General features: G+C 56.1%; 14 protein-coding genes and 1 pseudogene. 9 read left to right on the forward strand and 6 right to left on the reverse strand.

Translation table 11 applies throughout. The features are described 5' to 3' along the window. The first annotated feature begins 96 nt into the window (after window positions 1-96). Window positions 97-573 carry a protein-export chaperone SecB gene (secB, locus tag C9413_RS15725; protein WP_022718412.1) on the forward strand — a complete coding sequence of 159 codons (477 nt, stop codon included), beginning with the start codon at window positions 97-99 and terminating at the stop codon, window positions 571-573. 51 nt (window positions 574-624) lie between these two features. On the opposite strand, the gene dnaQ is transcribed toward secB, so the two are convergent. The 5 genes from dnaQ to C9413_RS15750 are packed head-to-tail and all read right to left on the reverse strand — an operon-like array spanning window position 625 to window position 4247. Continuing rightward, complete coding sequence (gene dnaQ, locus C9413_RS15730; RefSeq protein ID WP_039843399.1) at window positions 625-1338, reverse strand: DNA polymerase III subunit epsilon; 714 nt, start codon at window positions 1336-1338, stop codon at window positions 625-627. Further along, a complete protein-coding gene (coaE, locus tag C9413_RS15735; protein ID WP_039843398.1) occupies window positions 1331-1942 on the reverse strand; it encodes a dephospho-CoA kinase in 612 nt (203 codons plus the stop codon). The genes dnaQ and coaE overlap by 8 nt, the downstream gene beginning before the upstream one ends. Continuing rightward, window positions 1939-2799, reverse strand: coding sequence for a shikimate dehydrogenase (locus tag C9413_RS15740; RefSeq protein ID WP_039843397.1), 861 nt, complete (start codon window positions 2797-2799; stop codon window positions 1939-1941). The genes coaE and C9413_RS15740 overlap by 4 nt, the downstream gene beginning before the upstream one ends. After that, a complete protein-coding gene (locus C9413_RS15745; protein ID WP_039843396.1) occupies window positions 2792-3391 on the reverse strand; it encodes a Maf-like protein in 600 nt (199 codons plus the stop codon). Before C9413_RS15745 ends, C9413_RS15740 begins: the two co-directional genes overlap by 8 nt. A 34-nt stretch (window positions 3392-3425) precedes the next feature. Then, window positions 3426-4247 (reverse strand): pyruvate, water dikinase regulatory protein, encoded by an 822-nt coding sequence (locus C9413_RS15750; protein ID WP_022718407.1) that lies wholly within the window; start codon window positions 4245-4247, stop codon window positions 3426-3428. Between the two features lie 403 nt (window positions 4248-4650). Here C9413_RS15750 and hemE point away from each other — a divergent pair, with 403 nt between their 5' ends. The 8 genes from hemE to C9413_RS15790 all read left to right on the forward strand — a co-directional run bounded on the left by hemE (window position 4651) and on the right by C9413_RS15790 (window position 13358). Next, window positions 4651-5685 (forward strand): uroporphyrinogen decarboxylase, encoded by a 1035-nt coding sequence (hemE, locus tag C9413_RS15755; protein ID WP_133940048.1) that lies wholly within the window; start codon window positions 4651-4653, stop codon window positions 5683-5685. A gap of 2 nt (window positions 5686-5687) precedes the next feature. Then, a complete protein-coding gene (hemJ, locus tag C9413_RS15760) occupies window positions 5688-6224 on the forward strand; it encodes a protoporphyrinogen oxidase HemJ (protein ID WP_039846549.1) in 537 nt (178 codons plus the stop codon). Window positions 6225-6417: 193 nt separating this feature from the next. After that, entirely contained in the window at window positions 6418-7683 is a 1266-nt protein-coding gene (gene rho, locus C9413_RS15765; protein ID WP_022718404.1) for a transcription termination factor Rho, read from the forward strand. An 88-nt stretch (window positions 7684-7771) separates the two neighbouring features. Beyond that, window positions 7772-9088, forward strand: coding sequence for a tRNA uridine-5-carboxymethylaminomethyl(34) synthesis GTPase MnmE (gene mnmE, locus C9413_RS15770; protein WP_039846548.1), 1317 nt, complete (start codon window positions 7772-7774; stop codon window positions 9086-9088). 37 nt (window positions 9089-9125) lie between these two features. Continuing rightward, entirely contained in the window at window positions 9126-11000 is a 1875-nt protein-coding gene (mnmG, locus tag C9413_RS15775) for a tRNA uridine-5-carboxymethylaminomethyl(34) synthesis enzyme MnmG (RefSeq protein WP_039846547.1), read from the forward strand. A 22-nt stretch (window positions 11001-11022) separates the two neighbouring features. After that, complete coding sequence (locus tag C9413_RS15780) at window positions 11023-11640, forward strand: 16S rRNA (guanine(527)-N(7))-methyltransferase RsmG (protein WP_039846546.1); 618 nt, start codon at window positions 11023-11025, stop codon at window positions 11638-11640. Window positions 11641-11659: 19 nt separating this feature from the next. Beyond that, window positions 11660-12454: a ParA family protein gene (locus C9413_RS15785; RefSeq protein ID WP_039846545.1), complete on the forward strand. Its 795-nt coding sequence runs from the start codon at window positions 11660-11662 to the stop codon at window positions 12452-12454. A gap of 19 nt (window positions 12455-12473) precedes the next feature. Beyond that, on the forward strand, window positions 12474-13358 hold the full coding sequence (locus tag C9413_RS15790; RefSeq protein WP_039846544.1) for a ParB/RepB/Spo0J family partition protein: 885 nt from the start codon (window positions 12474-12476) through the stop codon (window positions 13356-13358). Between the two features lie 3 nt (window positions 13359-13361). Here the strand turns inward: C9413_RS15790 and C9413_RS15795 are convergent. Next, window positions 13362-13918: pseudogene (locus C9413_RS15795) on the reverse strand (DNA polymerase III subunit delta); the annotation flags it as partial.

Below are 13918 nucleotides of genomic sequence, written 5' to 3' on the forward strand. Positions count from 1 at the left end.
AGCACTGTGAATAAGAAACAGATTCCACAAAAGTAGTAAGCCTTTTCACGAAATGTGAAAAGCAGGCAACATCCAATGCCCCTCGAGGAAAATCCAATGGCTGATGAAAACAACGGCAGCGGCACGACAAGCCCGAGCCTCACCATTCTCGCTCAGTACACGAAGGACCTTTCCTTCGAAAATCCGGGTGCGCCGCGGTCACTTCAAGCGCGCGACAAGGCGCCGGCGATCAATATCAACGTCAACGTCAATGCCAATCCTCTTTCGGATACGGACTTCGATGTTGTGCTGTCGCTCAACGCCGAGGCCAAGGATGGCGACAAGACGGTCTTTCATGCCGAACTCGTTTACGGCGGCGTCTTCCGCGTTGCCGGCTTCCCGCAAGAACACATGCTGCCCGTTCTCTTCATCGAATGCCCGCGCATGCTCTTCCCGTTTGCCCGCCAGATCATTGCCGATGTTACGCGCAATGGCGGCTTCCCGCCGCTGATGATCGACCCGATCGACTTCGCACAGATGTTTGCACAACGCGTCGCCGAAGAGCAGACGCGCGCAAAGGTGCAGACAAATTGATTCGAAGCACGTGATTTTGACAGCCGTGCCCGGGTCAAAGCCCGGGCATTTTTAATTTGGACGATCGTATCTGGCCCAGATGCCTTTGGTGCCGAGTGCGGCAATCAACGCATCGTGAGCCTGAGCTTCCGCTTCGCTAAGGCGCGGCGCGAGGGGCCTGGGCCGCTCCAAACCTATGTCAACGGCCTCATCCAGAACAATCTCGGCGTCGCCTGCCCCGCTTGTTGCCGAAACGCTCAAACCGAGAGCGGTCTGACGCCCGCCGATCATCTCTATATAGACCTCGGCAAGCAGTTCGGAGTCGAGAAGTGCACCGTGTTTTGTGCGGTGTGAGTTGTCTATACCGTAGCGGCGGCAGAGGGCATCGAGCGAATTCGGTCCCATCGGATGTTTGCGCCGAGCGAGAGAAAGCGTATCAACGACCCTCTCCGGCAGGACCGGCGGTATGCCAAGGCGAGCGAGTTCGGCATTCACAAAACCCATATCGAAGGTCGCATTGTGCGCGATCCACCTTGCGTCACCGAAGAACTCGATGATCTCTTCGACCACTGCGGAGAAAGGCTTCTTGTCCTTCAAAAACTCGTCGGTAATACCGTGAACGGCGAGCGCATCGGGATGAACTTTCTGATCTCCCGGATTGATATAGATATGGATCGTGCGGCCGGTCGGGAAATGGTTCAAAAGCTCGACGCCGCCGATTTCGATGATGCGATCCATGCGGCTGTCGAGACCGGTGGTTTCCGTATCGAAAATGATTTCACGCATTCCGGAAATCTCCCTTCGCGATCCGCGCTTTCAAGACCCCGATGATTTCAATCACCCTCGCCCGCGTAATTTCGATGGCGTGTCCCGTGTCGATGACATAATCGGCACGCTCCCGCTTTTCGGCGTCCGGGGTCTGCCGCGAGCGAATCATATTGAATTTTTCCTCGGTCATGCCCGGTCGCGCAAGCACCCGATCGCGCTGAATCTGTGGATCGCAGCTCACGACCACGACTATGTCGACCCGCGTCTCCGCACCAGTTTCGAAAAGCAACGGGATATCGAGCAGGATTATCTCCGATCCTCGTGCTTTTTCGCGTTCCACGAATTCCGTTTCGCGCTGGCGAACCAGCGGATGAACGATTGCTTCGAGCGTTTTGAAGCCATCTGGTCGGCGCGAAAGCTGACGCCCAAGTTCCTGACGGTCGACGACGCCGTTCCGAACGGTGCCCGGGAACTCAGCTTCGATCAACTGCGCTGCCTCGCCGGCATAAAGCTCGTGGACCACAGCATCGGAATCATTGACGGGGATACCGGCTCCGGCAAAGAGCTTTGCCGCCGTTGATTTCCCCATCCCTATGGAACCCGTGAGACCGATCCGGATCATCTGTGTTTTTCCATATCTGCGACGACGAGTGCACGAAGCTCGTCATCGACCACCGGCCGCTTGCTGAACCATTTCTCGAAGCCCGGCACCGCCTGATGAAGCAGCATACCAAGTCCATCCACGATCGCGAAACCCTGCTCCTCGGCTTGTTTCAGCAAGGGTGTCTTCAGCGGCACATAGACGATATCTGTGACGAGCGCGTTACTGTCGAGCGGGGAAAAATCGATTGCCGGTGCTGTTTCGCCGTCCATACCGAGCGATGTCGTGTTGACGAAAAGACCAGCACCTTTCATGACCTCCGCGAGCGCTCCCATCGGATGCGCATAGACTTTGTCTCCAAAACGATCGGCAAGTTCCTGCGCGCGAGCCGCGGTCCGGTTGACGACATGGATCTCCCTGAAGCCGCGGTCGCGCACCGCCTGTATCACCGCCCGGCTGGCGCCGCCTGCACCGAGTATTATTGCGGTCTCGTGTTTATCCCAGCCAGGGTGGCGCGCGTTCAGGTTGGCGGTAAATCCGTGACCGTCGGTATTGGTCGAATGGAGTTTTCCTTCCTCCAGCCATAACGTATTGGATGCGCCGAGTTCCTGGGAGAGTTCATCCGGGCTGTCCGCGAGCTGGCAGGCCAACTCCTTGTGCGGAATGGTGACATTGCCGCCGATAAAGCCCGAGCTTTGATCCTTGAGCGATCCAATGAATGCTGCAAAATCGGCGGGAGCAACCTCGTATGCGCGGTAGCTTCCGGCAATCCCAAGCTTTTTCAGCCAGTATCCGTGGATCAAAGGCGAACGTGAGTGCCGCACGGGGAAGCCGGTGACGAAGGCATTCGGGCCGAATGTTTCACGTGAATCATCCATCAATCGCACCCAATCCCCTTAGTTTCGCGAGCAGCGGCAGCATCGGCAGGCCAAGGATCGTGAAGTAGTCGCCGTCGATCTTGCTGAAAAGTTGAATTCCCTCGCCCTCCAGCTGATAGGCGCCAACGCTGCCAAGCGCCGTGTTGCCGACGCGTGCGAGATGGCGCGATATGAAATCCGCCGACAGAACGCGCATCGTCAGCGACGCGTGTGACACATGCTCCCATAAAAGTGCACCATTCCGGATGATGGCGATCGCACTGTTCAGGCGATGTGTTTGTCCCGAGAGTGATCTCAGATGATTGGCGGCGTCAGCCATGTCGTGCGGCTTGTGAAACACACGATCGCCAAGCGACATGGTCTGGTCCGAGCCAATGATGAGCGCGTCCGGAAACCGGGCGCTCACCTCGTCTGCTTTAGCCCTCGCAAGCACCAAAGCAACTCTATCTGGAGATGCGCCCTCTCGTTCGAGGGGTGCTTCGATTGCGCGCTCATCTATCTTTGCCGCATGCGCTTCAAACTCCAGGCCGGCATTTTTAAGCAGCATCCTCCGGAATGGACTGGACGAAGCGAGAATCAGTTTCGATGTCATGCGTCTCATAGCTCGTGGTTCACAATGTCAGCGCTTAGCGCAGCTTGGGGCGCAGGGCAACGATCGCGGCCGCTGTCTCTTCGATGGAGCGACGGGTCACATCGATCAACGGCCAATTATGCCGCGCACAAAGCGAGCGGGCATATTTCAGTTCTTCGGAGATCGCGGCTCGATCCGTATACAGGCCACGATCGAAGCCGGGCGTCGCACCCAGCACCCGGTTCTCACGCACTTGCGATATCCGATCCGTCGTTGCTATGAGGCAGACGATCAACGGCCTCGTTGCAGTGAAAAGCGCTTCCGGCAAAGGAACATCATAGACGATCGGAATGTTCGCTGTCTTGATGCCGCGATTGGCGAGATAGATGCTCGTCGGCGTTTTGGACGTACGACTGATACCGATGATGACGACGTCGGCATCGTTGTAGTCCTCGGGCATTTGCCCGTCGTCGTGATCCATGGTGAAGTTGAGCGCCTCGATGCGTGCGAAATAGCCGGCATTCATAACATGTTGAGCGCCGACACGACGCCGCAGCGGAGCCCCGAGATAGAGCTGGAAAGCGGCCATCACAGGCTCAAGCACATTGACTGAGGCAACGCCCATCTCGACACACCTCTCATCGATCAGCGCAGCGAGTTCCCGGTCGACGACCGTGTAAAGAACAATGCCGGGCTCGTTGTCGATCGCATCGAGAACTGCAAGCAGCTGCTTGCGGTTGCGGATCAACGGATAGACGTGTTCGACCGCTTGGGCAGATTTGAACTGGGCCGATGCAGCGCGGCCGGCTGAGATCAGAGTCTCACCGGTCGAGTCAGAAATCAGATGCAGATGGAAGAAGTTCGTGCGGTTCTCCACGCTATTTTCTGCTGCCTGTTGAAAAGACTGGATGGGAAAGAGCTAAGGGACCGGCATGGCTTGAGGCAAGGGAAAACATGACCCCTTATCCACATTTCGGATTTTCTGGAGGGTATTGGCGCGCGGCCTGTGGATTTGTGATCCGCGCTGGAGAGCTCATCTAGAGTACACACGATATCCACAGAAAGAAATGCCTCAGCCTTCGAGACAAGTTTTTGGAATCACTTTTAGATTCGAGCTTCTCCAAGAAACCCCGATGGATGGCTCTCCACGTTGTCCTGATATCTTTGATGCGCCTGACATTCGGCATCACCAGTGGATGGATTTTAATCCTTGATAGACACCGACTCTAAGAAATAGAAACCTTTTTAAATATCTTTAGATTTTTATAGGGACGAAGCGCTTGAGCGAAACACGCCGGAAAGTCATGAGAGTTCTCGACGGCGAAACTCTCTCCCCTCCGCCGGTCTGGCTAATGAGACAGGCAGGTCGTTATCTCCCGGAATACCGGGAAACGCGTGCAAAGGCCGGAAGCTTCCTCGATCTTTGCTATTCACCCGAACACGCTGTCGAAGTGACGCTGCAGCCCATCCGCCGCTACGGCTTCGATGCGGCGATCCTCTTCTCTGACATTCTCGTCATTCCCGATGCCATGAAGCGCAATGTGCGTTTTACGGAAGGCCATGGTCCAGAGATGGAGCCGATCGACGAGGCTGGAATTTCACGTCTGGATGCGGAAGGAGTTATCGACTATCTGAAGCCGGTGTTTGAGACCGTACGGCGGTTGCGCGCGGAGCTCCCGGAAGAAACGACGCTTCTCGGCTTTTGTGGTGCGCCCTGGACGGTGGCAACCTACATGATTGCGGGTCGCGGCACACCTGACCAAGCGCCTGCGAGGCTTTTCGCCTACCAGTATCCAAAAGCATTTGAACGGCTGTTGATGCTGCTTGCGGATATCTCCGCCGAGTATCTCGTGACGCAAATAGATGCCGGCGCTGATGCCGTGCAGATTTTCGATTCTTGGGCCGGCGTCCTTGGGGAAAAGGAATTCGAGGCTTATGCAATCAAGCCAGTTGCTCGGATGATTGCCGTTATCAAGGCACGGCGTCCGAATGCGCGGGTCATCTCGTTTGCCAAGGGTGCGGGCTATCTTTTGAAGACCTACAGGCAGAAGACCGGTGCTGACGCGATTGGTCTTGATTGGTCGGTACCGCTTGAATTTGCTGCTGATCTTCAAAAGGAGGGAGCGGTTCAAGGCAACCTTGATCCGATGAGGCTTGTTGCCGGCGGGCGGGCGCTTGAGGAGGGTGTCGACGAAATCTTGGCGCATCTCGGTGGCGGGCCGCTGATCTTCAACCTCGGTCATGGAATCACGCCGCAGGCCGATCCGGAAAATGTTCGCCTGCTTGTCGAACGTGTTCGCCGCGGCGGGAATTGATGATGGAAAGGCAGACGGATCAGCGACCTGGTAGCTACGCACGGCGACGAGCGCATTTTGCCCTCGTCCTCTTTGCGCTGCTTGCTGTCGGGCTGTTCGTATGGAACCCGGACGACCTCTATCTGTGGATCAAGGCGCTGCACATTATCGCGGTGATCTCCTGGATGGCCGGGCTGTTCTACATGCCGCGGCTCTTCATCTACCATACGGATGCGGAGCCAGGTTCAGCGCAGTCGGAGACCTTCAAGATCATGGAGCGACGCCTGCTGAATGTCATCATGAACCCGGCGATGATGCTGACTTGGGTCTTTGGCTTGTATCTGGCTTGGTCTGTCTACGGTTTTCAGGGCGGCTGGCTGCATGCCAAGCTCGCCCTGGTCGTGCTCCTGAGTGGCGTTCACATGTTTTTCAGTCGAGCGGTTGATGCTTTTGCCCGTGACGAAAACCGACGGTCGGCGCGGTATTGGAGATTCATGAATGAAGCGCCGACGCTGCTGATGATCCTGATTGTCATCCTTGCCGTCGTTAAGCCGTTTTGAATTGAATAGACGCGGCTTAAATTTACTTCATTTTTAGAAGCCCCCTTGCGGGCTCGTATCTTAGTCGCTATTTTCCGCGCATCTCATCTTCGTGGCATGTGTTTTGAGTTCAGTCGTCTGCGAGCCCTTTCGCAACACCGAAACGACGCAACATAGCCTTCTCCCCTTCGAAATATAGAGTAATGGTCACTTCATGGCTGAAATGAAGCTTCAGGAACTTAAGAGTAAATCCCCGACCGATCTTCTGGCGTTCGCCGAATCGCTCGAGGTCGAAAATGCAAGCACCATGCGCAAACAGGAACTGATGTTTGCGATCCTGAAGGTTCTCGCGAGCCAGGATGTCGAGATCATCGGCGAAGGCGTCGTGGAAGTCCTGCAGGATGGTTTCGGCTTCCTGCGTTCGCCAAACGCTAACTATCTGCCGGGTCCGGACGATATTTATATTTCCCCTTCGCAGATCCGCCGATTCTCGCTGAAAACTGGCGATACGGTCGAGGGACCCATCCGCGGTCCGAAGGAAGGTGAGCGCTATTTTGCTCTGCTCAAGGTGAATACGATCAATTTCGACGATCCGGAAAAGATCCGTCATAAGGTTCACTTCGACAATCTGACGCCGCTTTATCCGAATGAACGATTCAAGATGGAACTCGACGTTCCGACATCGAAGGATCTGTCTTCGCGCGTCATCGATCTCGTGGCGCCGCTTGGCAAGGGCCAGCGTGGTCTCATCGTCGCGCCGCCCAGAACCGGTAAGACCGTCCTTCTGCAGAATATTGCGCACTCGATCACCGCAAATCATCCGGAATGCTACCTGATCGTTCTGCTGATCGACGAACGTCCTGAGGAAGTGACGGACATGCAGCGTTCGGTGCGCGGTGAAGTGATTTCTTCCACATTCGACGAGCCAGCTGTGCGTCACGTGCAGGTGGCCGAGATGGTGATCGAAAAGGCAAAGCGGCTTGTCGAACACGGCCGCGATGTCGTCATCCTGCTTGATTCGATCACGCGCCTCGGACGCGCCTACAACACCGTGGTGCCCTCTTCCGGTAAGGTTCTGACAGGTGGTGTCGATGCAAACGCTCTGCAACGGCCGAAGCGGTTCTTCGGCGCTGCCCGTAACATCGAAGAAGGCGGCTCGCTGACGATTATCGCGACGGCACTCATTGATACCGGCAGCCGTATGGATGAAGTCATCTTCGAAGAATTCAAGGGCACCGGTAACTCGGAAATCGTTCTGGATCGTAAGGTAGCGGACAAGCGCATCTTCCCGGCGATGGATATTCTGAAGTCCGGCACGCGCAAGGAGGATCTGCTTGTCCCGCGTCAGGACCTGCAGAAAATCTTCGTGCTTCGACGTATTCTTGCCCCCATGGGAACAACCGACGCGATCGAGTTTCTTATCGACAAGCTGAAGCAGACGAAGAGTAATCCGGATTTCTTCGAGTCGATGAACACGTAACAGATAGCCGGCCGTCGATAATAAAGCCGGTCATTTTTCGTGGCCGGCTTTTGTTTTTGAAGAATCCGCGCGGCCAGAGTAACCGAGGATGTCGAACGAAACCATCTATGCGCTGTCGAGCGGAGCAGTCCCCTCCGGCGTTGCGGTTATCCGCCTCAGTGGTGCGAAGACACGTGATGCTGTGCAATTGCTGACAGGCGACGTTCCACCGGCGCGCAGGGCGTCGCTGCGAACGATTCGTTTGCGTAACGGTTCAATCATCGACAGCGGTTTAGTACTCTTCTTTCCATCTCCGGCGTCTTTTACAGGCGAAGACTGCGCCGAGCTCCAGATGCATGGCAGCCGGGCCGTCATTAATGCGCTATTCGAAGAACTGGAGACGATCGACAGCGTGCGGATGGCGGCCGAAGGGGAATTCTCGCGTCGGGCTTTTGAAAACGGCAAGCTCGACCTCGTCGAGATCGAGGGTTTGGCCGATCTGATAGCTGCGGAAACGGAGATGCAAAGACGCCTGGCGGTCGAGCATAGCCAGGGAAAACTCTCCCGACTGTACGATTCGTGGGCGGAACGATTGACGCGGGCTCGCGCCCTGATCGAAGCCGAACTCGACTTTGCCGATGAAGATGACGTACCCGGTTCCGTATCGGATCTGGTCTGGGATGATGTCGGCCGACTCCAGGTGGAGATAAAAAGCCATCTCGCCCACGCGCACGCCGGCGAGATTATCCGCGATGGCTTCAAGGTCGTTATCGCGGGGGCGCCGAATGCCGGAAAATCGACCCTAATGAATGCCCTTGCACGGCGAGAGGTTGCGATCGTGACCGACGTCGCGGGAACGACGCGGGATGTTCTTCACGTAGATCTCGATATCAATGGCTTCCTCGTAAAACTTTATGATACGGCAGGTTTGCGGGAAGCAAATGAACTCGTGGAGCAAGAGGGTATCCGGCGTGCGACGCAGGTCATCTCTGAAGCGAGCCTTGTCCTCTATCTCGAGGACATGGCAGAGGGTACGCGTGCGCTCCAGCCAATCGCCAATGCGGAAGTCTTGCGGATCGGGACAAAGGCCGATATATCCGCGGGAAATGGTCCGGACGCCTACGACCTGACAATATCTGCCGTCACCGATGCGGGATTGGTTGCCCTTCGCGCCGCCATCGCCGAGCGGCTGGAGCGGCAGCTAGGCAGCCATAGCCTGGCGATTCCAAGCCGCAAGCGGCAAAAGGATTCGCTTGCGGAATGCCTGAAGGCGATCGAGGCAGCCTTGGTGGATCCGCCGGCAGAGCTCGATATTAGAGCCGAGAACCTTCGTATCGCAGGCAACGCCTTGGGCAGGATTACAGGGCGCGTCGATGTTGAGAATTTACTTGACGTGATCTTTTCAGAATTTTGCATCGGAAAATGATTCACGTGAAACACTGGAAGCGTGCGAGAAGGGCGAAATGAGTGTCTATCAGTACGACGTCGTTGTGATCGGAGGTGGTCACGCAGGGTGCGAAGCGGCCAGCGCAGCAGCCCGCCTCGGCGCTCGCACGGCCCTGGTGACGCATCGGCGCGACACGATCGGGGTCATGTCCTGCAACCCTGCGATTGGCGGTCTTGGTAAAGGCCACCTGGTGCGTGAGGTAGATGCATTGGACGGTCTCATGGGTCGTATGGCCGATGCAGCCGGCATCCAGTTCCGGATGCTCAATCGCAAAAAGGGTCCGGCGGTTCGAGGCCCACGCACCCAGGCCGATCGGAAGCTTTATCGAGCCGCAATGCAAGCAGCAATCGAAGCTACTGATAATATTGGGGTTATCGAGGGCGATGCCTTTGATATTGATATATCAGACGGCCGCATCACGGGCGTCGTCATGAAAGATAGCCGGATTCTAAGCTGCGGCGCCGTCGTCCTGACGACAGGAACCTTCTTGCGCGGGCTGATTCATATCGGGGACAAGACGATTCCTGCGGGCCGCGTCGGCGAAGATCCGTCTCTCGGTTTGTCTGGAACATTGTCTCGCCTCGGGCTTCGGCTCGGTCGCCTAAAGACCGGCACGCCAGCGCGCCTTGACGGGAAAACGATTGATTGGGCATCCGTCGGCCGCCAAGGCGCAGATGAGGAGAGAACGCCGTTCTCATTCATGACCGATGCAATTACGAATCCCCAGATTGAATGTGGGGTAACGCGGACGACGGCTGCAACACATAAACTCATCCAGGACAACCTGCATCGTTCGGCAATGTATTCCGGTCAGATCGAGGGCGTTGGACCGCGCTATTGTCCCTCTATCGAAGACAAGATCGTGAAGTTCGGCGAGCGGGATGGGCATCAGATTTTCCTCGAGCCAGAAGGCTTGGACGACGATACCGTCTATCCGAATGGTATTTCGACGTCGCTGCCGGCAGAGGTTCAGGATGCCTTCATCCGAACCATACCGGGCCTCGAAAAGGTTTCTATCATCCAACCCGGCTATGCGATCGAATACGATCACGTCGATCCGCGTGAGCTGACACCTGCTCTCGAAGCGAAGCGAATGCCGGGGCTTTACCTCGCAGGGCAGATCAACGGAACGACTGGTTATGAGGAGGCAGCGGCCCAAGGGCTCATGGCGGGTCTCAATGCCGCGCGGCGGGCGGGCAATCAAACACCGGTCTATCTGAGCCGCACAAACTCCTACATCGGCGTCATGATTGACGATTTGACGTCGAGGGGCGTTGCCGAGCCCTATCGCATGTTCACCTCGCGCGCGGAATACCGCCTTTCGCTGCGTGCGGATAACGCCGACATGAGGCTCACTCCGATCGCGGAGGAGATCGGATGTCTGGGAGAAGCTCGTCGTGCCAAATTCCACGAATACAAACGGGCTCTTGATGGTGCGCGAGAACAGCTGAAGGCGTTGCATATCACGCCGAACGACGCCCGGCGGTTTGGCTTGAAGATCAATTTGGATGGGCAGCGGCGTTCGGCCTACGAGTTGCTCGCCTACCCCGATTTCGACATGGGGCTGCTGTCAAATGTATGGCCCGAGCTTAAAGCATTGAGCAAGCCGATCGCGCAGGCCGTTGAAATCGAAGCTTCATATGCCGTCTATATGCGCCGGCAGTCTTCAGATATTGTTGATATCCAACGTGACGAGAATCGCCTCATTCCAGACGATTTCGACTATTCAACTTTGGCTGGCCTTTCGAATGAGCTCAAGCAGAAGCTTGGTACGCAGCGGCCGTTCAATGTCGCTCAAGCTGCACAGCTAGATGGTATGACGCCCGCGGCCATCTCTCTTCTGCTCGTTCATTTGCGAAAGATAGAGGCTGCACAGCGGTCGGTCGCTTAAACACACGTTTTGAGAGTCTTCCATGGAGTTGAACGGTCAAAGTGTTTCACGTGAAACACAAGACAGACTTGAGCATTTTGTTGGCCTCTTTGGCAAGTGGTCCAAATCCATCAACCTCGCCGCTCCCTCGACGTTGAGTGATACATGGCAAAGACATGTCGCCGACAGCGCGCAGATCTTTCAACTGAGCCCCGGCCCCAAACGGTGGGTGGACATGGGGAGCGGCGGCGGATTTCCCGGCGTGATCACCGCTATCTTTCTGGCCGAGCTTGGAGATGGGTGGGCTCATCTTATTGAGAGCAACAACAAGAAGGCGTCCTTCCTCAGGTTGGCCCTTCGCGAGACCGGCGCACGCGGTTCCGTGCATTCTGTCCGCATCGAGGACGGACCGGCTATTGTCCCGTCCTGCGAGGCTATCTCCGCACGGGCCCTCGCGGATCTCGATAAACTCTGCGACTTTGCGGAGCCCTGGATGCTTCTCAATAAAGATACTCGCGCATTTTTTCATAAAGGCCGGGATTACGCTGCTGAAATTGTCAAGGCACGTGGTCGTTGGCGATTTGATCTGCTAGAACACCGAAGCGTTGTCGAGAGAGATTCGGTGATTCTCGAGATCTTCAATCTCCAGCGCGTGGTTTAACAGTTCGGATGATGCGGCCATGGCCTTTGAACGAAACCGGATAATTACAATAGCCAATCAAAAGGGTGGTGTTGGCAAGACGACCACTGCCATTAACCTGGCGACCGCGTTGGCTGCCATCGGCGAACGAGTCCTGATCGTCGACCTCGATCCTCAGGGTAACGCAAGCACTGGCCTCGGGATCGATCGAAAAGATCGCAAACTCTCTTCTTATGACTTGCTGATTGGTGAGGCCGGGGTGACGGAGGCGTCTTTGCCCACCGCTGTTCCAAATCTTTCGATCGTGCCGTCGACAATGGATTTGCTCGGTATCGAAATGGAAATCGCTCAGCAGAGCGATCGGGTATTCAAGCTGCGCAAGGCTCTTTCGACTCCTCAAGCCTTTGAATTTACTTATATTTTGTTGGATTGCCCGCCTTCTTTCAACCTGTTGACGATGAACGCGATGGCTGCGGCGCATTCCGTTTTGGTTCCGTTACAATGTGAATTTTTCGCATTGGAGGGGTTAAGTCAGCTCTTGGAGACGGTTGATCAGGTTCGACGAACGGTAAATCCACGTTTGGATATCCAGGGCATCGTGCTGACGATGTTCGATGCGCGAAACAATCTTGCCCAGCAAGTGGTGAGTGACGTTCGATCCCATCTCGGCGAGAAAGTTTATCACACGCTCATCCCGCGCAATGTCCGTGTTTCCGAAGCGCCTTCATATGGTAAGCCTGCGATCCTTTATGATTTGAAATGCGCCGGTAGCCAGGCATACCTACAGCTGGCCTCCGAGGTCATCCAGCGTGAACGCCAGCGTCTCGCCGCTTAAGCTTCAAGTGAGTATCCCAATGAATGACGATGTATCGAAGAGACGTTTAGGTCGCGGCCTTGCTGCACTGATCGGTGAAATGGATCAGCCGGTGCCTGTCGAGGGCGAAAAGAGCGGTGTAAGTGCAGACCGTCTCATCCCGATCGAGTTTGTCAGCCGGAACCCGCGCAATCCGCGGCGTTTTTTTGATGATAGCGAGTTGCACGATCTTGCCAGCTCTATTCGCCAGCATGGTATCGTACAGCCAATCGTTGTTCGTACGCATGCAACGAACCAGTATGAAATAATAGCCGGCGAAAGAAGATGGCGCGCCGCCCAGCTCGCAGGTCTTGTCGAAATTCCGGTGATCATCCGCGATGTCGACGACAAGACGGCGCTCGAGATCGCGATCGTCGAGAATGTTCAGCGATCGGACCTCAACCCCCTCGAAGAGGCGCTGGGTTACGAGCAGCTTATCGCCGAATACGGCTATACTCAGAACGACCTGGGCGAGATCATCGGCAAAAGCCGAAGCCATGTCGCAAATTCTTTGCGCCTGCTCAAGCTTCCAGAACCTGTCCGTGAGTTTCTTGCGGCCGGCAGTCTGTCGGCGGGTCATGCACGTGCACTGGTTCCAACATCGGATCCGACGGCCCTTGCCCGCACGATCGTCTCGAAGGGAATGTCCGTCCGCGATGCCGAAAAGCTCGCGCAGAACGATATCAAGGCGCAATCCGAGCCGCAGCGTACGGCTGCTCCACGTGATCAGAAGGATTCTGATACACTCGCACTCGAGCGCACGCTTTCCGACACACTTGGGCTTGATGTTACCATCAATCACAAGTCCAGCGGCGGCCAGATCCGCATTGCTTATAAATCGCTGGAGCAGCTTGAAGAAGTCTGCCGGCTCCTAGAGCGGCGGTAAGCCTTACCCTTTTCGCCCGCTTTGAAGCGTTGTGGACAGCAATGTTTGCAGCGCGATGCTGTCCTCCAGGCTCTGACGCCTTCTTGTCTGCAGGATTGCCGACTGCAGCCTGCTTGTTTCACGGCTGATGGCGTCTGCATTCCAGGTGCGTAGCGCCTGTTCGATAATCGGTTTGCGTCGGAAATGCAGATGGCGACCATGGGTCTGCATAACCTGAGCTGCCTGAAGCCGCTTTTCATCCATTTCTGCGCGCATCGCGTCCAGAAGCTGAAACTGTTTCAGGCAAGCTTGAATGACGAGGAAGACAGCTGTCTTGGATGTCGTGATCTTCTGCATGGCATGCAGGAAATTGCCGGTGTTTCCGCTTAAAATGGCGTCCACGGCTTCGTCGACCGAAATGGCGCTGGCGTCGCCGATGATCTCGGTCACATGATGTTCCTCGATTGTCTCCATGCCGCGGCAGTAGAGGGCGAGTTTTCTGACCTCATTGCGTGAAGCGATGCGATCACCGCCGGTGAGTCCGATCTCAGCGTGCAGTGAGGCCGTGTGTAGTCGCAGGC

This window comes from Rhizobium sp. SEMIA 4085, from assembly GCF_013004495.1.
Taxonomy (GTDB): Bacteria; Pseudomonadota; Alphaproteobacteria; order Rhizobiales; family Rhizobiaceae; genus Rhizobium; species Rhizobium gallicum.

What these genes read in the sequence shown, in the direction of transcription:
- C9413_RS15745 (WP_039843396.1), bottom strand. Translation starts at nt 3,391, where the DNA reads ATGACATCGAAACTGATTCTCGCTTCGTCCAGTCCATTCCGGAGGATG.
- C9413_RS15740 (WP_039843397.1), bottom strand. Translation starts at nt 2,799, where the DNA reads ATGGATGATTCACGTGAAACATTCGGCCCGAATGCCTTCGTCACCGGC.
- mnmG (WP_039846547.1), top strand. Translation starts at nt 9,126, where the DNA reads ATGAGTGTCTATCAGTACGACGTCGTTGTGATCGGAGGTGGTCACGCA.
- mnmE (WP_039846548.1), top strand. Translation starts at nt 7,772, where the DNA reads ATGTCGAACGAAACCATCTATGCGCTGTCGAGCGGAGCAGTCCCCTCC.
- hemJ (WP_039846549.1), top strand. Translation starts at nt 5,688, where the DNA reads ATGGAAAGGCAGACGGATCAGCGACCTGGTAGCTACGCACGGCGACGA.
- C9413_RS15790 (WP_039846544.1), top strand. Translation starts at nt 12,474, where the DNA reads ATGAATGACGATGTATCGAAGAGACGTTTAGGTCGCGGCCTTGCTGCA.
- secB (WP_022718412.1), top strand. Translation starts at nt 97, where the DNA reads ATGGCTGATGAAAACAACGGCAGCGGCACGACAAGCCCGAGCCTCACC.
- rho (WP_022718404.1), top strand. Translation starts at nt 6,418, where the DNA reads ATGGCTGAAATGAAGCTTCAGGAACTTAAGAGTAAATCCCCGACCGAT.
- dnaQ (WP_039843399.1), bottom strand. Translation starts at nt 1,338, where the DNA reads ATGCGTGAAATCATTTTCGATACGGAAACCACCGGTCTCGACAGCCGC.
- coaE (WP_039843398.1), bottom strand. Translation starts at nt 1,942, where the DNA reads ATGATCCGGATCGGTCTCACGGGTTCCATAGGGATGGGGAAATCAACG.
- C9413_RS15780 (WP_039846546.1), top strand. Translation starts at nt 11,023, where the DNA reads ATGGAGTTGAACGGTCAAAGTGTTTCACGTGAAACACAAGACAGACTT.
- C9413_RS15785 (WP_039846545.1), top strand. Translation starts at nt 11,660, where the DNA reads ATGGCCTTTGAACGAAACCGGATAATTACAATAGCCAATCAAAAGGGT.